General features: G+C 72.7%; 15 protein-coding genes. 13 read left to right on the top strand and 2 right to left on the bottom strand.

The window, feature by feature from the left end; translation table 11 throughout:
- Positions 1-39: 39 nt before the first annotated feature.
- Positions 40-1,671: a putative PEP-binding protein gene (locus ABD289_RS21375; RefSeq protein WP_344135854.1), complete on the bottom strand. Its 1,632-nt coding sequence runs from the start codon at positions 1,669-1,671 to the stop codon at positions 40-42.
- 109 nt (positions 1,672-1,780) lie between these two features.
- Between ABD289_RS21375 and ABD289_RS21380 the strand changes: the two genes are divergently transcribed.
- The 7 genes from ABD289_RS21380 to ABD289_RS21410 all read left to right on the top strand — a co-directional run bounded on the left by ABD289_RS21380 (position 1,781) and on the right by ABD289_RS21410 (position 7,549).
- Positions 1,781-2,542, top strand: a complete 762-nt coding sequence (locus ABD289_RS21380) for a DeoR/GlpR family DNA-binding transcription regulator (protein WP_344135857.1) — start codon at positions 1,781-1,783, stop codon at positions 2,540-2,542.
- Positions 2,539-3,483, top strand: a complete 945-nt coding sequence (gene pfkB / locus ABD289_RS21385) for a 1-phosphofructokinase (RefSeq protein ID WP_344135860.1) — start codon at positions 2,539-2,541, stop codon at positions 3,481-3,483. The genes ABD289_RS21380 and pfkB overlap by 4 nt, the downstream gene beginning before the upstream one ends.
- Complete coding sequence (locus ABD289_RS21390) at positions 3,480-3,932, top strand: PTS sugar transporter subunit IIA (protein WP_344135863.1); 453 nt, start codon at positions 3,480-3,482, stop codon at positions 3,930-3,932. Before pfkB ends, ABD289_RS21390 begins: the two co-directional genes overlap by 4 nt.
- On the top strand, positions 3,929-5,395 hold the full coding sequence (locus ABD289_RS21395) for a PTS fructose transporter subunit IIC (RefSeq protein WP_344135866.1): 1,467 nt from the start codon (positions 3,929-3,931) through the stop codon (positions 5,393-5,395). Before ABD289_RS21390 ends, ABD289_RS21395 begins: the two co-directional genes overlap by 4 nt.
- Before the next feature lie 66 nt (positions 5,396-5,461).
- Positions 5,462-5,737 carry an HPr family phosphocarrier protein gene (locus tag ABD289_RS21400; protein ID WP_344135869.1) on the top strand — a complete coding sequence of 92 codons (276 nt, stop codon included), beginning with the start codon at positions 5,462-5,464 and terminating at the stop codon, positions 5,735-5,737.
- A gap of 214 nt (positions 5,738-5,951) precedes the next feature.
- A complete protein-coding gene (locus ABD289_RS21405) occupies positions 5,952-7,082 on the top strand; it encodes a M24 family metallopeptidase (protein WP_344135872.1) in 1,131 nt (376 codons plus the stop codon).
- Positions 7,079-7,549, top strand: a complete 471-nt coding sequence (locus ABD289_RS21410; RefSeq protein ID WP_425564758.1) for an Lrp/AsnC family transcriptional regulator — start codon at positions 7,079-7,081, stop codon at positions 7,547-7,549. Before ABD289_RS21405 ends, ABD289_RS21410 begins: the two co-directional genes overlap by 4 nt.
- Positions 7,550-7,575: 26 nt before the next feature.
- On the opposite strand, the gene ABD289_RS21415 is transcribed toward ABD289_RS21410, so the two are convergent.
- Entirely contained in the window at positions 7,576-8,631 is a 1,056-nt protein-coding gene (locus ABD289_RS21415; RefSeq protein WP_344135875.1) for a GDSL-type esterase/lipase family protein, read from the bottom strand.
- 169 nt (positions 8,632-8,800) lie between these two features.
- Between ABD289_RS21415 and ABD289_RS21420 the strand changes: the two genes are divergently transcribed.
- From ABD289_RS21420 to ABD289_RS21445, 6 genes are all read left to right on the top strand, one after another.
- Positions 8,801-9,322 carry an FxsA family protein gene (locus ABD289_RS21420; protein ID WP_425564760.1) on the top strand — a complete coding sequence of 174 codons (522 nt, stop codon included), beginning with the start codon at positions 8,801-8,803 and terminating at the stop codon, positions 9,320-9,322.
- Positions 9,323-9,489: 167 nt separating this feature from the next.
- Positions 9,490-11,112, top strand: coding sequence for an amidohydrolase (locus tag ABD289_RS21425; protein ID WP_344135881.1), 1,623 nt, complete (start codon positions 9,490-9,492; stop codon positions 11,110-11,112).
- Positions 11,113-11,308: 196 nt separating this feature from the next.
- Positions 11,309-13,726 (top strand): ATP-dependent helicase HrpB, encoded by a 2,418-nt coding sequence (gene hrpB, locus ABD289_RS21430; RefSeq protein ID WP_344135884.1) that lies wholly within the window; start codon positions 11,309-11,311, stop codon positions 13,724-13,726.
- A gap of 196 nt (positions 13,727-13,922) precedes the next feature.
- Entirely contained in the window at positions 13,923-14,789 is an 867-nt protein-coding gene (locus ABD289_RS21435; RefSeq protein WP_344135888.1) for an amidohydrolase family protein, read from the top strand.
- 15 nt (positions 14,790-14,804) lie between these two features.
- Positions 14,805-16,100, top strand: a complete 1,296-nt coding sequence (locus ABD289_RS21440) for an MFS transporter (RefSeq protein WP_344135891.1) — start codon at positions 14,805-14,807, stop codon at positions 16,098-16,100.
- The gene (locus ABD289_RS21445) at positions 16,097-17,614 is read left to right on the top strand and encodes an acyl-CoA synthetase (protein WP_344135894.1); all 1,518 of its coding nucleotides are present in this window, start codon (positions 16,097-16,099) and stop codon (positions 17,612-17,614) included. The genes ABD289_RS21440 and ABD289_RS21445 overlap by 4 nt, the downstream gene beginning before the upstream one ends.
- Positions 17,615-17,661 lie beyond the last annotated feature (47 nt).

Consider the following 17,661-nt stretch of genomic DNA (forward strand, 5'->3'; position numbering starts at 1 on the left):
CACGGCCGGTGCCCTCTCCGGCGACGACCTGCCGATCGGTCAGCTCGCCAGAGCGGCGTTCGCGCGTTCGCGTGCGCCTGCGGGGTCCGGGGCGGCCGCGGCCGCGCCCGCGGCGCGCCTCCAGTCCGGCAGCGAGTGCTCGGCCAGCGAGGATCCGACCGCGGCCAGGCCCGCCGAGGTCATCGACAGGCTGGTGACGCCCAGTCCGGCGAGGACACCGGCCAGCAGCGGGTCGGCCGCGGCCTCGCCGCAGACTCCCACCGGTTTTCCGTGCGCCCCGGCCGCGCGGCCGAGGGAGTCGATCAGTCGCAGCAGGGCCGGTTGCCACGGGTCGTTGAGCGCGGCGAGCGCGCCGGTCATCCGGTCCGCGGCGCAGGTGTACTGCGCGAGGTCGTTGGTCCCGATGCTGGCGAAGTCCACTTCGGCCAGCAGCTCCTCGGCGCACAACGCGGCCGCGGGCGTCTCGACCATGATCCCGACCCGCCCGGCGCCGGCGGCGCGAGCGCGCTCGGCGAACCACGCGGCCTCGGCGGGCGTGGCTACCATCGGTGCCATCACCGAGATCTCGGCGCCGGTCTCGGCGGCGGCCGAGACGATGGCGGCCAGCTGCCGGTCCAGCACGCCCGGGCGCTCGAAGGCGATGCGCAGCCCGCGCACGCCCAGCGCGGGGTTGGCCTCCGCGGCGGTGTCCAGGAAGGGCAGCGGTTTGTCCGCCCCGGCGTCGAGAGTGCGCACCACGACGGGCTTTCCGGCGAAGGGCCGGAGCACCGCGGCGTAGGCCTCGTGCTGGGCGCTCTCGGTCGGTTCGGTCGCGGCGTCCAGGAAGCAGAACTCGGTGCGGAACAGCCCGGAACCCTCGGCTCCCGCCTCGGTGGCCGTCGCGGCATCGGTTGCCGAGCCGACGTTGGCCAGCAGCTTGACCGGCTGCCCGTCGGCCGTAGCGCCCGCGCCGCGCCACCGGGTCCGGGTGCGCGCGGCCGATTCGGGAGCGACCCGGTCGTCGAGCAGTTCGACGGTGCCCGCCGCGCCGTCCACCCGGGCGCCTGCCGCTCCGGGCAGGACGCCGCGGGCGGCGACCACCGCCGGGATGCCCAGCGACCGGGCCAGGATGGCGGTGTGCCCGGTGGGGCCACCCTCCTCGGTCACCAGCGCCAGCACCAGCTCGGGGTCGAGGTCGGCGGTGTCGGCGGGGGCGAGATCGCGCGCGAGCAGCACGCTCGGCTCGGCGGGCTCCGGCGCTCCGGGGGCGGCGGTGCCGGTCAGCTCGGCGACCAGTCGGTCGCAGACGTCCTGCACGTCGCGGACTCGCTCGGCGAGGTAACCGCCCGCTGCGGCCAGGGCGTCGGCGAACTCGGCGGCGGCCTCGAAGACCGCGCGAGGCGCGGGTAGCAGCCGCTCGGTGACCGCCCGCTCGGCGGCCGACAGCAGTGCCGGGTCGGTGGCCATCGCCGCGGTCACCTCGAGCAGCGCGGCCGCTTCACCTCCGGTCGCGGCGGTGCGATCGCGCAGGCGCTGCCCGACGGCTTCGGCCGCGGGTCGGATCCGGGCCGCCTCCGACGCCGGATCGACCGGTTGCGGACCGGACTCCGGTTCCGGCAACCGGTCACGAACCAACAGCACCGGGCCTGCCGCCCGGCCCGGGCTGACTCCGACTCCCCGCAGCGTGGACATCTACGTCTCCCTACCGTCCCGGGTTATTCCCGTGTTCCCGAAGTCTTGACAATATGACAACACAGGGCAGAATCAGGCAATACCAAACACCAACCGGAGGATAACGGGCATGTACGGGGCGGAGCGTCAGCAGCTGCTGGCGCAGCGGGCACGACGCGACGGGCGCATCGACGTCACCGCCGCGGCGGCCGAGTTCGAGGTGGCTCCCGAAACGATCCGCCGCGACCTCGCCGCGCTGGAACGGCAGGGACTGCTGCGTCGCGTCTACGGCGGTGCGATCCCCGTGGAACGGCTCGACTTCGAGCCGGGCGTCTCGTTGCGCGACCAGACCAGCGCGGCGGAGAAGGAGCGCATCGCCAAGGCGGCGCTGGACGAGGTCCCGGCCCGCGGCACCGTGCTGCTCGACGCGGGAACCACCACCGCCCGGCTCGCCGGTCTGCTGCCCGCCGACCGGGAGCTGACCGTGGTGACCAACTCGTTGCCCGGGGCCAACCAGCTGGCCACCCGCACCAACTACAACGTGCACCTGCTCGGCGGCCGGATCCGCGGTACGACGCTGGCCACCGTCGAGTCCTGGGCGCTGGACGTGCTGCGGGGGCTGACCGTCGACGTCGGATTCTTCGGCACCAACGGTTTCTCGGCGGAACGCGGCTGCACCACGCCGGACCCGGCCGAATCCGCGGTGAAGTCGGCGATGGTCGCCGCCAGCCGCAAGCGGGTGCTGCTCGCGGACCACGGCAAGTACGGCGACGACCGGTTCAGCCGGTTCGCCGAGCTCTCCGAGATCGACCTGGTGGTCACCGACGACGGGCTCGACGAGGCCGCGGTGGACGAGCTCAAGCGAATCGAGGCCGAGGTGGTGCTGGCGTGATCGTGACCGTGACGCCCAACCCCAGCCTGGACCGCACCGTGCAGATCGACCGGCTGACCGCCGGTTCCGTGCACCGCGCGCGCCGGGTTCACCTGGATCCCGGTGGCAAGGGCGTGAACGTCGCGCGGGCGCTGGCCGCCGCGGGCGTGCCCACGCTGGCGCTGCTGCCCTCGGGCGGGCCCGAGGGCGCGCGGATCGCCGAACTGCTCGCGCCGGAAGCGGTTCCGGTGGTGGAGGTGCCGGTGAGCGCGCCGACCCGCAGCAACCTCGCGGTCGTCGAGTCCGACGGCACCACCAGCAAGTTCAACGAGCCGGGACCGGAGCTCACGGCGGCCGAAGTTGCCGCGCTGGAATCCGCGGTGGCCGATCGAGCGGGACGCGCCGGATGGTTGGTGACCAGCGGAAGCCTGCCCGAGGGCTGTCCCGAGGACCTGCACGCCCGGATCGTGCGCGCGGCGCGCGCCGCCGGTGCCGGGGTAGCGGTGGACACCTCCGGGCGCCCGCTGGAACTGGCCTGCCGGGCAGCGCCCGACCTGGTCAAACCGAACCTCGCCGAGCTCGCCGGGCTGGCCGGCGGCCCGCTGCGCGATCTCGGCGACGTGCTCGACGTCGCCCACCGGGTGCGGGCCGACGGGGTCGGCGCCGTGCTGGTCAGCCTGGGCAGGCTGGGAGCGGTGCTGGTCGACGGGACCGGCTCCTGGTACGCGACCGGTGTCGCCACCGAGGTGCGCAGCACCGTCGGCGCGGGCGATGCGATGCTCGCCGGATTCCTGCGCGCGAGCGATCCCGGGGAAGCCGCGCTGCGCAGCGCGGTCGCCTACGGCACGGCCGCGGTCAGGCTCGCGGGTAGCCGCATGCCCGGCCCGGACGACGTCCACCCGCAACGGGTTCGGGTGGACGCAGTGGACAGAACAGTGAGCCTCAGCGGAGTGGCTGCATGACTACCGAACTGATCACCCAGGACCTCGTCGATCTGGACCTGGCGGGCGACGACCGCCCGGCCGTGGTGCGCGATCTGGCGCAACGGCTGGTGGCCGACGGCCGGGTCACCGACCTGGAAGCATTCTTGGCCGACATCGACGCCCGCGAGGCCCAGATGCCGACCGGGCTGGAAGGCGGCATCGGCATCCCGCACTGCCGCTCGGCGGCGGTGACCACGCCGTCGCTGGCCTTCGGCCGCAGCCGCTCCGGTGTGGACTTCCGCGCCGCCGACGGTCCCGCCGATCTCATCTTCCTCATCGCGGCCCCGGAAGGCGGCGGCGACGAGCACATGACCGTGCTGTCCGCGCTCGCCCGACGGCTGGTGCGCGCCGAGTTCAAGCAGGCCCTGCGGGACGCCTCCGATCCGGCCGCCCTGGCCGCCTACATCAGCGAGGAGGTCGCGCCATGAAGTACGTGGCCGTCACCGCCTGCCCGACCGGGATCGCGCACACCTACATGGCCGCCGAGGCGCTCGAGCAGGCCGCCAAGGACGCCGGCGACGAGTTGCAGGTCGAGACGCAGGGCTCGGCGGGATCGACCCCGCTCGGCGCCGAGACCATCCGGGACGCCGACGCGGTGATCTTCGCGGCCGACGTCGGGGTGCGCGATCGGGATCGCTTCGCCGGGAAACCCGTCGTGGAGGCCGCGGTCAAGCAGGCCATCAACGACGCGCCCGGTCTGCTGGCACGAGCCGCCGAGGCCGCCCGCGAACCGGTCGCCGACCCGGGCGGTCCGCAGGCCGAGGACGCGGAACCGGCGCTGGCCAGCAAGGTCGAGGCGGGTTCCGGGTTCGGCAGCAGGCTGCGGCAGTGGCTGATGACCGGCGTGAGCTACATGATCCCCTTCGTGGCCGCGGGCGGTCTGCTGATCGCGCTGAGCTTCGCGCTCGGCGGTTACCAGATCATCGACGCACCGCCGGTCACCGAGCAGTTCGACGCGGCCAGCCTGACCGACTGGGCCGCGCTGGCCAACCAGATCGGCTCGGCCGCCTTCGAGTTCCTGGTCCCGGTGCTGGCCGGCTTCATCGCCTTCGCCATCGCCGACCGGCCCGCCATCGCACCCGGATTCGTCGGTGGCGCGATCGCGACCACCGTCGGCGCCGGGTTCCTCGGCGGGCTGGCGGCCGGCCTGCTGGCCGGTGCCGTGATCGCCGGGCTCAACCGCGTGAAGGTGCCGCGCGGCATCGCCGGGATCATGCCGGTGGTGGTGCTGCCGCTGGTGGGCACGCTCGTGGTCGGCGTGCTGATGTTCGTGGTCATCGGCAAGCCGATCGCCCTGGCCATGGCCGGGCTGACCGACTGGCTGACCGGGCTCTCCGGCGCGAACGCGGCGCTGCTGGGCGCGCTGCTCGGCGCGATGATCGCCTTCGACATGGGCGGCCCGATCAACAAGGTCGCCTACACCTTCGCCGTCGGTGGCCTGAGCATCGGCGGCACGACCTCGCTGGAGATCATGGCCGCGGTGATGGCCGCCGGGATGGTGCCGCCGCTTGCCCTGGCGCTGGCCTCCGCAGTGCGCGGCAGCCTGTTCACCCCGGCCGAGCGCGCCAACGGCCGCACCGCCTGGCTGCTGGGCGCCTCCTTCATCACCGAGGGCGCGATCCCGTTCGCGGCGGCGGATCCGCTGCGGGTCATCCCGTCGACCGTGGTCGGCGCGGCGGCCACCGGGGCGCTGTCGATGACCTTCGGCGCCACCCTCCGAGCCCCGCACGGCGGCATCTTCGTGACGCCGCTGGTGGGCAACCCGCTGCCGTACCTGGCCGCGATCGTGCTCGGAGTGCTGGTGTCGGCGGCCGCGGTGCTGCTGGCCAAGCGGCTCGGCCGACCGGTCGACCCGGCCCCGCAGGCCGCCGGAACCGCCGTTTCCGCCTGACCGGCGCCGCAACTGCGCACCACCGCGCAACCCGAGACCGCAACCAGGTTCTGAGAGGAATCCGCCATGCAACGTCGTGTCCGCATCGCCGCTTCGGTCGGGCTGCACGCCCGTCCCGCAGCCCTGTTCGCCAAGGCGGCCGGGGCGCAGGCCGAGAAGGTCACCATCGCCAAGGTCGTCGACGGGGTCGCCGGTGAGCCCGTCGACGCCTCCAGCGTGCTGGGCCTGATGGGCCTGGGCGCGCACCACAACGAGGAGGTCGAGCTCTCCTGCGCCGACGACGCGGCCCTGGAGGAACTCGCCGCGATGCTCGAGCAGGACCTCGACGCGGCCCCGGCCTGACCGGCGAAACCAGGACTGCCCGCCATCCCGCCAGCGTCGCCGGGATGGCGGGCAGCCACCCGCGGACGGCCACGACCGCGCCCGTTCGTTCGCCGCGGACACCCGGACGCGCGCACCCCGCCTCGCGCGGATGCTCCGGTCGGGACGCCGAGCCGACACGGCGTGGCCGGACCGCGTCGGCGGTGGGCGAGTGGTGCGGGATTAGGCTTGGACCATGGCCACTGTCTCGTTGAAACAGGATCCCGACGTGCTCGCCGCTCGCCTGACCCGTGCCGCGGAGACCGCAGCGGCGTCCGACCTGGACGCCCTGCTGATCACGCCCGGATCCGACCTGCAGTACCTCCTGGGCGTCGGGGGTGAGTCGCACGAGCGGCTGACCTGCCTGGTGCTGCCCGCCAAGGGCGAGCCCGCGCTGGTGGTGCCCAAGCTGGAAGCGCCCGGCTACGCCGACACCCCGTTGGACGAGCTCGGCATCAAGGTCGTGACCTGGGTCGACGGGCAGGACTCGCACGGCATGGTCGCCGAACTGCTCGGCGACGCGACGCGAATCGCCGTGGCCGACGCGATGCCTGCGCTGCACACCCTGCCGCTGCGCGCCGCGCTGCCCGGCGCCGAGCAGGTGCTGGCCTCGCCGGTGCTGCGCGAGCTGCGGATGCGCAAGGACGCCGCCGAGATCACCGGCCTGCGCGAGGCCGGGGCCGCGATCGACCGGGTGCACGCGCGGATGTCGGAGTTCCTCAAGGTCGGACGCACCGAGGCCGAGGTCGGCGCGGACATCACCGAGGCGATCCTGGCCGAGGGGCACACCGAGGCCGCGTTCGTCATCGTCGGCTCCGGTCCCAACGGCGCCAGCCCGCACCACTCGGTCTCCGACCGGGTGATCCAGCGCGGCGACGTCGTCGTCATCGACATCGGTGGCCCGATCGCCAGCGGGTACAACTCCGACTGCACCCGGACCTACGCGATGGGCGATCCGGGTGACGAGGTGCGCGAGACCTACGCCGTGCTGCACGCCGCGCAGCGCGCCGCGGTCGAGTCCGTGCGCCCGGGTGCGACCGCCGAGTCCATCGACGCCGCGGCCCGCGAGCCGATCGCCGCTGCCGGTTTCGGCGAGTACTTCGTGCACCGCACCGGGCACGGCATCGGCCTGGACGTGCACGAGGAGCCCTACATCGTCGGCGGCAACCCGCTGCCGCTGGAGGAGGGCATGGCCTTCAGCATCGAGCCCGGCATCTACCAGCAGGGCGAGTGGGGCGCGCGGATCGAGGACATCGTCATCGTGACCGCGGACGGAGTCGAGAGCGTGAACAACCGACCGCACGAGCTGGTGGTGCTACCCGCGTGAACGACAGGACGAGCACACCGGCCGCGCTGGAGGCCACGGACCGGGCGATCCTGCGCGAGCTCGCGTGGGACGGCCGGTGCAGCTTCACCGACCTAGCCGAGCGCGTCGGCCTGAGCGTGTCGGCCGTGCACCAGCGCGTCCGGCGGCTCGAGCAGCGCGGTGCGCTGCAGGGGTACACGGCCAAGGTGGACGGCGATCAGATCGGCTTGCCGCTGACCGCGTTCATCTCGCTGACGCCGATAGATCCGGCGGCCCCGGACGACTACCCGCAGCGGCTGCAGCACCTGCCGCAGATCGAGTCCTGCTACTCGGTCGCGGGTGACGAGTCCTACATCCTGCAGGTGCGGGTGGAGTCCCCGCTGGGGCTGGAGGAGCTGCTCCGCGAGATCCGCGAGTCGGCCAAGGTCTCCACCCGCACCACGGTGGTCCTGTCCACGCCGTTCGAGAACCGCCCGCCGGACATCTGAGGGCCCGGCCGGGCTGCGGGTCCCGGTCAGCGGGTTTCGTCGGCCGGTACCGCGCGCAGGTTCCCGCTCTCGTCCGGCAGGCAGGCCGCGCGCGGGGCCTCGGTGGCCATGAACTGGCCGAGGCACCCCGCGATCTGGGCCTGACCGGCGGCGTTGGGGTGGTAGGACTCCTGCATCGCGTGCGGGGCGCGGCGGTCGTCCTGCAGGCTCTCCCAGTCGACCGTCAGGCGGGTGAACCACTCGCCCTCGGCGGTCTTCGGGTCGCCGGTGCAGGCCTCGTGACCGTGGCCGGCCCGGGACAGATCGAGGAACCGGGCGCCGGACTCGCGCGCCGCCTCCCGCAGACCCGCCGAGAGCTGCGGGACGCCGGTGTCGCGGATCCAGGCCATGTCCCGGGTCTGGAACGGGCAGCCGGACAGCCCCTGCAGCTCCGGGGGGATGCCGGGGGCCACCGGAGAGGCGTAGGACTGCAGGATCAGCGAGTAGCTCTCCTCGGAGTAGCCCGCTTCGTCGAGCACGGTGCGGATGTCGTCGAGGGCGGCTTCGACCTTCGGGCGCATCTGCTCGACCCGCTGCGGCCACGAGTGCCGCAGCTTCGCCGAGCAGCCCTGCTCGGCTCGCCGCATCCACGCCTCGACGCACTGGTTGACCGTGTCGATGAAGTCCGGCTCGTCGTTGGCGCCGACGGCCACCACGACGTCGGTGATGCGGTAGCGCTCGGTGAGTTCGCGGAGCCGCTCGGCCTGCGATCGCTCCGGGCCCGGGTCCACGCGGAGGTCGGTGGTCTTGGCGCCCGAGCAGGCCAGGTTGATGCGGGTGGTGGTGGGCGGCAGCGGCAGCTGGTGGACCGGTGCCGCGGGCGAGCGGTGGCACCAGTTGCCATCGGTGCCGTTGGTGCCCCGCTCGTAGTCCCCGGCGCCCTCGCCGGAGAGCGTGGAGTCACCGATCGTGACCACGGCGGTGGGCAATCTCGGGGGTTGCGGGGTCCGCTCCGGCACGTTCAGGTCGCTGGTCAGCACGACCAGCCCCACCAGGACGGCCAGGGCCAGGGCTATGAGTGTTCTGGAGTTGCGCGCCCGCATCACCGTGGAGTCTACGAACCGCGTTCGGGCGGGCACGCGGCAGCACCGGGTCAGATGTGACCGCACGTACGACTCGCGGCTTCTGGGAGAATTTTGACCGTCTCGTTCGTTGGACGGGGTGACTGCTATTCAAGGGGTGTTTGCGTTGCCGGTCCTCCTGCTCCTGCTGATCGCCGGGGTGGCTGAAATCGCCGTGCTGGTCGCGTTGGGAAACGCGCTCGGGGTGCTGCCCACCATCGGCCTGCTGGTCGCGGCCGCAGCGCTGGGCGTCTGGCTGCTGCGCCGGGAAGGCCGCCGCACGCTGCGCGAGTTCACCGAGGCCGCTCGCCTGCGCCGCCCGGCCGACAAGGAGGTCTCGGACGGGATGCTGCTGGCCGCGGCCGGCGTGCTGATCATCGTGCCCGGTTTCATCAGCGGTGTGGCCGGGCTGCTGCTGTTGCTGCCGCCCGTGCGCGCCGTGGTGCGCAAGCGCATGATGCGCGCGGCCGAGAAGCGCTCCAAGCAGATGCAGGACCGGCTGTGGATGCACCAGCAGCGGATGCGCGGTGCCCAGTCCGGCAGGCCCCGGGACTTCGTCGACGGCGAGGTCGTTACCGTGGACGAGGACCCGCCCGCTCCGGGTACCGGTCCCACCGTGCTGCCGCCTCGATCGGTGCAGGCCGAGCGCCTCGACGAGCCGCCGCGCCACTGATCGGGCCGACGTCGCGTCAGCCCTCGACGGGTGGCGGGTAAGCTCGCTTGAACGATCGCTGCCGGGGCGGATCGGGGGCTCGTGTTCGATCGCGGGTTGCACACCGCGAACCGTCCGGGAGCGAGCCTGTTCAGTTGAATCCCCGGAACGCGGAAAGCACGAAGGACATGCCCGAGACCACGTTGTTGCTCGGCGGCCGAATCCACTCGCCCGCCGACGCGGCCGCCACAGCGATGGCCGTCACCGACGGCATCGTCTCGTGGGTGGGCGCCGACGACGTCGGCCGTGCGCTGCACCCCGAGGCCGAGGTCATCGACCTCGGTGGCGCGTTCGTCGCGCCCGCCTTCGTCGACGCCCACGTTCACGCCACCTCGACCGGCCTGCTGCTGCGCGGGCTGGACCTCACCGGCTGTGCTTCGCTGACCGAGTTCCTGCACGCGTTGCGCGACCACGTGGCCGAGTACCCGGGCGCGCTGGTGTGGGGCCACGGGTGGGACGAGACCTGGTGGCCCGAGCGCCGCCCGCCGACACGCGAGGAGATCGACACCGCCGCCGGGGGCGCGCCGGTGTACCTGTCCCGCATCGACGTGCACTCCGCGCTGGTCTCGACCGCGCTGGTCGACCGGGCCCCGCTGACGCGGGACGCCGAGGGCTGGTGCGAGGAGGGCCCGCTGACCCGCGTCGCGCACCACCACGTGCGCCGCGCCGCCCGCGAGTCCATGGGATCGGGGCAGCGCAAGGAGGCGCAGCTGGCGTTCCTGCAGCAGGCCGCCGCGCGCGGCATCGCCTGCGTGCACGAGTGCGCGGGACCGGACATCTCCGGTGCTGAGGACCTCGCCGAGCTGCTGGCCTTGTCCGAGCAGGGCGGGGTGCCCGAGGTCGTGGGCTACTGGGGCGAGCTGGGCGCGGTCGAGCGCGCCAAGGAGCTCGGCGCCCGGGGCCTGGCCGGGGACCTGTTCGTCGACGGCGCGGTCGGTTCGCGAACGGCGGCGCTGCGCGATCCCTACTCCGACGACCCGAGCACCTCCGGGGTGCTCTACCTGGACGCCGATGCGGTCGCCGAGCACCTGGTGACCTGCACCCGCGCGGGCCTGCAAGCCGGATTCCACGTCATCGGCGACGCGGGCGTGGCCGAGGTGTGCACCGGGTTCCGCAAGGCCGCCGAGATCGTCGGCGTTCCCGCGCTCGCCGCGGTGCGCCACCGTCTCGAGCACCTGGAGATGATCGACGAGTCCCAGGCCGCCGAGCTCGGTTCCTACGGCGTGGCGGCCTCCGTGCAACCGTGCTTCGACGCCTCCTGGGGCGGCACCGGGGACATGTACGCGCGCCGCCTCGGCGTGCCGCGCGGCACCCAGCTCAACCCGTTCTCCGCGCTGGCGGCCAACGGCGTGCTGCTGGCGCTGGGATCGGACGCGCCGGTCACCCCGGTGGACCCGTGGCGATCGGTGCAGGCCGCGGTGCACCACCACACCGAGGGCTTCGGCATCTCGCCGCGCGCCGCGTTCACCGCGCACACCCGTGGTGGATGGCGCGCCGCGGGCGTCGACGACGGCGTTACCGGCAGCCTCGTTCCCGGCGCGCCCGCGACCTACGCCGTCTGGGAGACCGGGGAGCTCGCGGTGGCCGCCGCGCCGGACTCGCGGGTGCAGCGCTGGTCGACCGATCCGCGCGCGGGAGTGCCCGCGCTGCCGGACCTCTCGCCGGGCGCTTCGATGCCGCGCTGCCTGCGCACCGTCCTGCGCGGTCGGACGATCTACCAGCACGACCCGGCAGAGGACGACCTGGTCTGAGGTAATACTTCGGTCCGGGTTCGCGTGGCCGTGCGGGTGGTGGAACCGCGGACGCCGCCGGTCTGCGGGATCCGCGATTCGAGCAGCGGCCTGCGCGGCGCTGTCCTCGCTTTGCGATGCCCGAGAACCCGCCGCGGCGCGAGCTGAGGCCCGCACCGCACGCGGCTCCGCCTCGTACTGAAAGGACTCTGAGACCGTGCCGGAGTTCCCCGATCTGCCGATCAGGCCGGTGCTCGGCGACCTCGTCGCGCAACTGACCGATCAGGGTTCGGCCGTGCTCGTCGCCCCGCCCGGCACCGGCAAGACAACGCTGGTTCCGCTGGCGCTGGCCGAGGCCGGGTTGCGGGTCGTGGTCGCCGAGCCGCGCAGGCTGGCGACCCGCGCCGCGGCCGCGCGGATGGCCGAGCTGCTGGGCGAGCAGGTCGGGCAGCGCGTCGGCTACGCGGTGCGCGGCGAGCGCAAGCGCGGCGCGAACACCGCGGTGGAGGTGGTGACCTCCGGGCTGCTGGTGCGCCGGTTGCAGGCAGATCCGGAACTGGCCGGGGTGGACGTGGTCGTGCTCGACGAGTGCCACGAGCGGCACCTCGACGCCGACCTGCTGCTCTCGCTGCTGCTGGACGCGCGCGAGGGCCTGCGCCCGGACCTGAAGGTCCTCGCCACCTCGGCGACGGTGGCGGCCGAGCGAGTTTCCGGCCTGCTCGGCGACGCCCCGGTGCTGCACGCCGAGGCCCGCGCCCATCCGGTGCGGATCGAGCACCTGCCTCCCGCGCGGGACGAGCGCGTCGAGTCGGCCGCCGCCCGCGCGACGCGCGCCGCGCTGTCCGAACAGGACGGTGACGTGCTGGTATTCCTGCCCGGTGCGGGGGAGATCCGGCGGGTGGCCGGCCAGTTGTCGGATCTGTCCGATGTGGATGTGCTGCCGCTGCACGGCAGGCTGGCGCACGACAAGCAGGACGCCGCGCTGCGGCAGGGCTCGCGGCGACGCGTGGTGCTGGCCACCGCGGTCGCCGAATCCAGCCTGACCGTGCCCGGTGTGCGCGCGGTCGTGGATTCCGGGCTCTCCCGCGTCTCGCGGGTCGACACCCGGCGCGGCCTCGCCGGGCTGGCCACCGTGCGGGTCTCGCGCGCGGTGGCCGAGCAGCGCGCCGGTCGTGCCGGGCGGCAGGGGCCCGGCCTGGTCTACCGCTGCTGGCCCGAGCACGAGCACGCCACCTTGCCCGCCTACCCCGAACCGGAGATCCGCACCGCCGAACTCACCCGCCTGGCGCTGGAGCTCGCCTGCTGGGGCACCCCGGACGGCTCCGGGCTGTCCTGGTGGGACGCGCCACCGGCCGGTGCGCTGGCCGCCGGTCACGAGGTGCTGCGCGGGCTGAGCGCGCTCGACGGCGCGGGATCGGTGACCGAGCGCGGTCGCCGGATGGCCGAGCTCGGTCTGCACCCGCGCTTGGCGCGCGCCCTGCTGGACGGTGCCGAACACGCGGGCTCGCAGACCGCTGCCGGTGTCGTCGCGCTGCTGGACGACGACACCGCCACCGCCGAGACCGACCTGTCCGCCGCGCTCGCCGAACTGCGCGGCGCGCGCACGGGAACGGGCCGCTGGCGCGCGGAGGTCAAGCGGCTGCGCCGCGCCATCCCGGAGGGACGGGGCAGTGGCGACGAAGCGCTCGTGGCCGCCCTGGCCCAGCCGGAACGACTCGCGCGCCGCAGATCTGCGGATTCCCCGGCCTATCTGATGGCCTCCGGAACGGCCGTCGAGCTGCCCGGCGGGTCGCCGCTGCGCGGTAGCGAATGGCTGGCCGTGGCCATCGCCGACCGCAATCCCGGGCGTTCGACCGGCACGGTTCGACTCGCCGCCGCGGCCGACGAGGATCTCGCGCGCCGGGCGGCGCCCGCACTGCTGTCGGAGACCGACGAGATCGGCTGGGCCGACGGCGACGTGCGGGCCGACCGCACCGAACGCCTCGGCGCCATCGAACTCGCCCGGCGCCGGATCCCCGATCCCGACCCCGCGCGCATCCGCGCCGCGCTGCTCGAGGGACTGCGGGTCGACGGGATCGAGCTGCTCAACTGGGACGAGAACGCCCGCAGGTTGCGCCTGCGGCTGGCGTTCCTGCACCGCGCGCTCGGCGATGACTGGCCCGCCACCGATGACGAATCGCTGATCGAGGCCGCCGATCGGTGGCTCGAACCCGAGCTGTCGCAGGCGCGGTCGCGCGCCGACCTGCGGTTGGACGCGGGCCGGCTGTTGCGCAGGCTGATCCCGTGGTCCGAGGCGGGCAGGCTCGACGAGCTCGCGCCCGACCGCATCGAGGTGCCCACCGGTTCGCACATCCGCGTCGACTACAGCGCGGAGCAGCCCGCGCTCCCGGTCAAGCTCCAGGAGGTCTTCGGCTGGCACCGCGCGCCTCGCATCGCCGGCGGCAGGATTCCCGTCGTCCTGCACCTGCTGTCCCCGGCGGGCCGTCCCGCCGCGGTCACCGGCGACCTCGAATCGTTCTGGCGCAACGGATACCCGCAGGTCCGCGCCGAGCTCCGCGGCCGCTACCCCAAGCACCCCTGGCCGGAGGACCCCGCGCGAGCCACCCCCACCAAAGCCACCAACCGCCGCAAGTGAAGGCGCTGCCCTTCGGGTGAGGTTCCGGCTGGTTGCGCGGTGGTGGTGACAGTTTTGCCTAAAACTGTGAGCGGCTCGCGCCCGAAAGGTGAAACTGTCGCTTCGGGTTGGGCTTTCGGGAGGTGGAAGTCGTGGTTCGCCGGTGGGGTTCGGCGGACTAGGTTGATCGCGCCCCAGCTCCGCGGGAGAGGACGCGATGCTCAACGCCGAGGACCTCGTCGCCGTCGACGTGCACACCCACGCCGAGATCTCCAAGAGCGGTCACCGCTCGCTGTCGCCAGCGCTGTTCGGCGCTTCGACCGAGTACTTCAAGGCCGAGGGCCACCGGCAACCCAGCATCGCCGAGATGGCCGACTACTACCGGCAGCGCAACATGGCCGCCGTGGTGTTCACGGTCGACGCCGAGCACGCCACCGGACACCCGCGCATCGCCAACGAGGAGATCGCCGAGAGCTGCGCCGAGCACTCCGACGTGCTCATCCCGTTCGCCAGCATCGACCCGTGGAAGGGCCAGGCGGGCGTGCGCGAGGCGCGACGGCTGGTCACCGAGCACGGGGTTCGCGGCTTCAAGTTCCACCCCAGCATCCAGGCCTGCTGGCCCAACGACCCGATGGCCTACCCGCTGTACGGGGCCATCGAGGAGCTCGGGGTTCCCGCGCTGTTCCACACCGGGCAGACCGGCATCGGGGCCGGCGTTCCTGGAGGTGGCGGGATCCGGCTGAAGTACGCCAACCCGATGCTCATCGACGACGTCGCGGTGGACTTCCCGGAACTGCGCATCATCCTCGCCCACCCGTCGGTGCCGTGGCAGGACGAGGCGCTGGCCGTGGCGACGCACAAGCCCCACGTCCACATCGACCTCTCGGGCTGGTCGCCGAAGTACTTCCCGCCGCAGCTGGTGCGCTACGCGAATTCGCTGCTGCAGGACAAGGTCCTGTTCGGCTCCGACTACCCGGTCATCACGCCGGACCGGTGGATGGCCGACTTCGACGAGCTCGAGATCAAACCGCACGTGCGGCCCAAGATCCTCAAGGACAACGCGGTGAAACTGCTCGGGCTCTAGACCACGGGAGCGGCCATGCCGTCAGAACACTACAGCCCGGTGCAGCTGCGGCGGGCCGTGCTGTCCAGCTTCCTCGGCAGCGTCATCGAGTACTACGACTTCCTGCTCTACGCCACGGCCTCGGCGGTGGTGTTCGCGCGGATCTTCTTCAGCGACCTCGACCCGGTGGTGGCCACCGTGGCCAGCCTGGGCACCTTCGCCACCGGCTACCTCGCGCGCCCGCTCGGCGGGTTGATCTTCGGCCACTACGGCGACATCATCGGCCGCAAGCGGATGCTCGTCCTGACCATGGTGCTGATGGGCACGGCCAGCTTCCTCATCGGTCTGCTGCCCACCTACGACCAGGTCGGTGCCTGGGCGCCGGTGGCGCTGGTGCTGTTGCGCCTGGTGCAGGGCGTGGCCGTGGGCGGCGAATGGGGCGGCGCGGTGCTGATGTCGGCCGAGCACGCCAACACCCGTCGAGGGCTGTGGGCGAGCTTCACCGGGGCCGGTGCGCCGTTCGGAATGGTGCTGTCCACCGGTGTGCTCACCGGTGCGGCCGCGGTGCTCGGCGAGGAGGCGTTCCTGGCGTGGGGCTGGCGGATCCCGTTCCTGCTCAGTCTCGTGCTGCTGGGGCTCGGGCTGTTCGTGCGGCTGAAGGTCGACGAGACACCGGTGTTTCGCGAGGACGAGGGCAAGTCCACCGCTCGCGTGCCGCTGCTGAACGTGCTGCGCGAACACCCGCGGGCGTTGTCGCTCGGCATCGGCGTGGGCCTCGCCGCGTTCGTCGTGCAGACGACCTTGACCACCTACTTGCTCGCCTACGGCGTGCAGGTCGGCTTCAGCAGGCAGACCGTGCTGGCCGCGATCACGCTGTCCTCGCTGCTCGCGGTGTTCGGCACGGTGTTCTGGTCCGGCGTCTCCGACCGCTTCGGCCGACGTCCGATCATGATGATCGGGGCGGTGCTGGTCGCCGCCTACGGTTTCGCGCTGTTCCCGATGGTGCACTCGGGCAGCGCCGCGCTGCTCACGCTCGCGCTGGTGCTCGGTCAATCCGTGCTGCACCCGATGATCTACGGGCCGCTGGCCGCGCTCTACACCGAGCTGTTCAGCACCCGGGCCCGCTACACCGGTGCCTCGCTCGGCTACCAGATCGCCGCGCTCGGCGGCGGTGTCGCGCCGGTGGTGTTCGCGCAGCTGCAGAGCCCGGTCGCCACCTCGCTGGTCATCGCCGCTTGCTGCGCGCTGACCGTGGGTTGTGCCTGGGTACTTCCCGAAACCAGCCGCGACGACCTGGTTTCGGCGCGTCGATGGGCAGGGGAGGCAAGTTGACCGACATCGAGGGAATCGGCGGATGGGTGCTCCGCAGGGCGCTGATGACGCCGAGCCGGACCGCGGTGGTCTTCGGCGAGCGCTGCTGGACCTACGCGGAGCTGGCGAGCCGGGTCCGTAGGTTGGCGGTCCGGCTGCGCGAGGAGGGGGTGCGAGCGGGTGATCGGGTGGCCTATCTGGGTGCCAACCACCCCGCCTTCGTGGAGACGATGTTCGCCGCGCAGCTGCTCGGGGCGATCTTCGTGCCGCTGAACTTCCGGCTGGCCGCGCCCGAAATCGACTACATGCTGCGCAATTCCGGTTCGGACGTGCTCGTCTACGGTCGCGGGTCCGCCGAAGTAGTGCGGGAGCTGGAAAGTCGGCCCGGTCTCGTGATCGCCGTCGAGGAGCCGGAGCCGGGGGAGCGGGACTACGAGGCGTTCCTGGCCGAAGGAGAGGACGAGCCGGTGCAGGCCCCGGTGCGCGGTGAGGACATCGCGCTCATCCTCTACACCTCGGGCACCACCGGAAAACCCAAGGGCGCCATGCTCAGCCACGCGAACCTGGTGTGGAACACCTACAACCTGCTGGTCGGCGTCGACGTCACCAGCGAGGAGCGCACGCTGATCAGCGCACCGCTGTTCCACGTCGCGGCGCTCGACCAGTGCCTGTTGCCGACGCTGCTCAAGGGGGCCTGCGCGGTGATCACCCCGCGCTGGCGCGTCGAGGAGGTCTTCGAGCTCATCGAGCGGCGGGGAATCACCTTGCTCTTCGGTGTGACGACCATGTTCGCCGACCTCGCCGCCTCGCCGCGCTGGGCGGACGCCGACCTCTCGTCGCTGCGCATCGTGATGTCCGGCGGCGCGGCGATCCCGGAATCGCTGATCCGCACCTACCAGCGACGCGGCCTGGTTTTCTGCCAGGGCTACGGGATGACTGAAACCGCGCCGGGCGCGACGTTTCTCGAAGCGTCGGAGAGCGCGCGGAAGGTCGGCTCCGCAGGGGTGCCGACGATGTTCACCGAGGTGCGCGTGGTCGGCGCCGACGGTGCGGACGTCGCGCCGGGCGAGCCCGGGGAGGTGCTGATCAAGGGGCCCAACGTCAGCCCCGGCTATTGGAACGACCCGGAGGCCACCGCTGCCTCGCGCACTGGGGACGGCTGGTTCCGGTCGGGTGACCTGGGCAAGCTCGACGAGGAAGGTCACCTGTACGTCGTCGACCGGGTCAAGGACATGTTCATCTCGGGCGGGGAGAACGTCTACCCGGCCGAGGTCGAGAGCGCGATCTTCACGCATCCGGCGGTCGCCGAGGTGGCCGTCGTCGGTGTCCCGGACGACAAGTGGGGCGAGGTCGGGTGCGCTCACGTCGTGCCGCGCGAGGATGCCGCACTCACCCTCGACGAGCTCCGCGAGCACCTCCAGCCGCGGCTGGCCGGGTACAAGATCCCAGCCCGCCTGGAAATCCGCGAAGAACTCCCGAAAACCGGCTCGGGCAAGATCCAGAAGTCCCACCTGCACCCCGCCGACGAGAGCTAGCCCCCGGACAGAACGACACCGAACAACGGATGCCAAGAACAGCGCTC

The organism is Saccharopolyspora halophila, assembly GCF_039531955.1.
Lineage (GTDB): Bacteria > Actinomycetota > Actinomycetes > Mycobacteriales > Pseudonocardiaceae > Saccharopolyspora > Saccharopolyspora halophila.

Bases quoted from the DNA above. Each gene is read 5' to 3' on its own strand.
- ABD289_RS21425 (WP_344135881.1), top strand. From the start codon at position 9,490: ATGCCCGAGACCACGTTGTTGCTCGGCGGCCGAATCCACTCGCCCGCC.
- ABD289_RS21380 (WP_344135857.1), top strand. From the start codon at position 1,781: ATGTACGGGGCGGAGCGTCAGCAGCTGCTGGCGCAGCGGGCACGACGC.
- ABD289_RS21440 (WP_344135891.1), top strand. From the start codon at position 14,805: ATGCCGTCAGAACACTACAGCCCGGTGCAGCTGCGGCGGGCCGTGCTG.
- ABD289_RS21395 (WP_344135866.1), top strand. From the start codon at position 3,929: ATGAAGTACGTGGCCGTCACCGCCTGCCCGACCGGGATCGCGCACACC.
- ABD289_RS21405 (WP_344135872.1), top strand. From the start codon at position 5,952: ATGGCCACTGTCTCGTTGAAACAGGATCCCGACGTGCTCGCCGCTCGC.
- ABD289_RS21400 (WP_344135869.1), top strand. From the start codon at position 5,462: ATGCAACGTCGTGTCCGCATCGCCGCTTCGGTCGGGCTGCACGCCCGT.
- ABD289_RS21390 (WP_344135863.1), top strand. From the start codon at position 3,480: ATGACTACCGAACTGATCACCCAGGACCTCGTCGATCTGGACCTGGCG.
- ABD289_RS21375 (WP_344135854.1), bottom strand. From the start codon at position 1,671: ATGTCCACGCTGCGGGGAGTCGGAGTCAGCCCGGGCCGGGCGGCAGGC.
- ABD289_RS21435 (WP_344135888.1), top strand. From the start codon at position 13,923: ATGCTCAACGCCGAGGACCTCGTCGCCGTCGACGTGCACACCCACGCC.
- ABD289_RS21415 (WP_344135875.1), bottom strand. From the start codon at position 8,631: ATGCGGGCGCGCAACTCCAGAACACTCATAGCCCTGGCCCTGGCCGTC.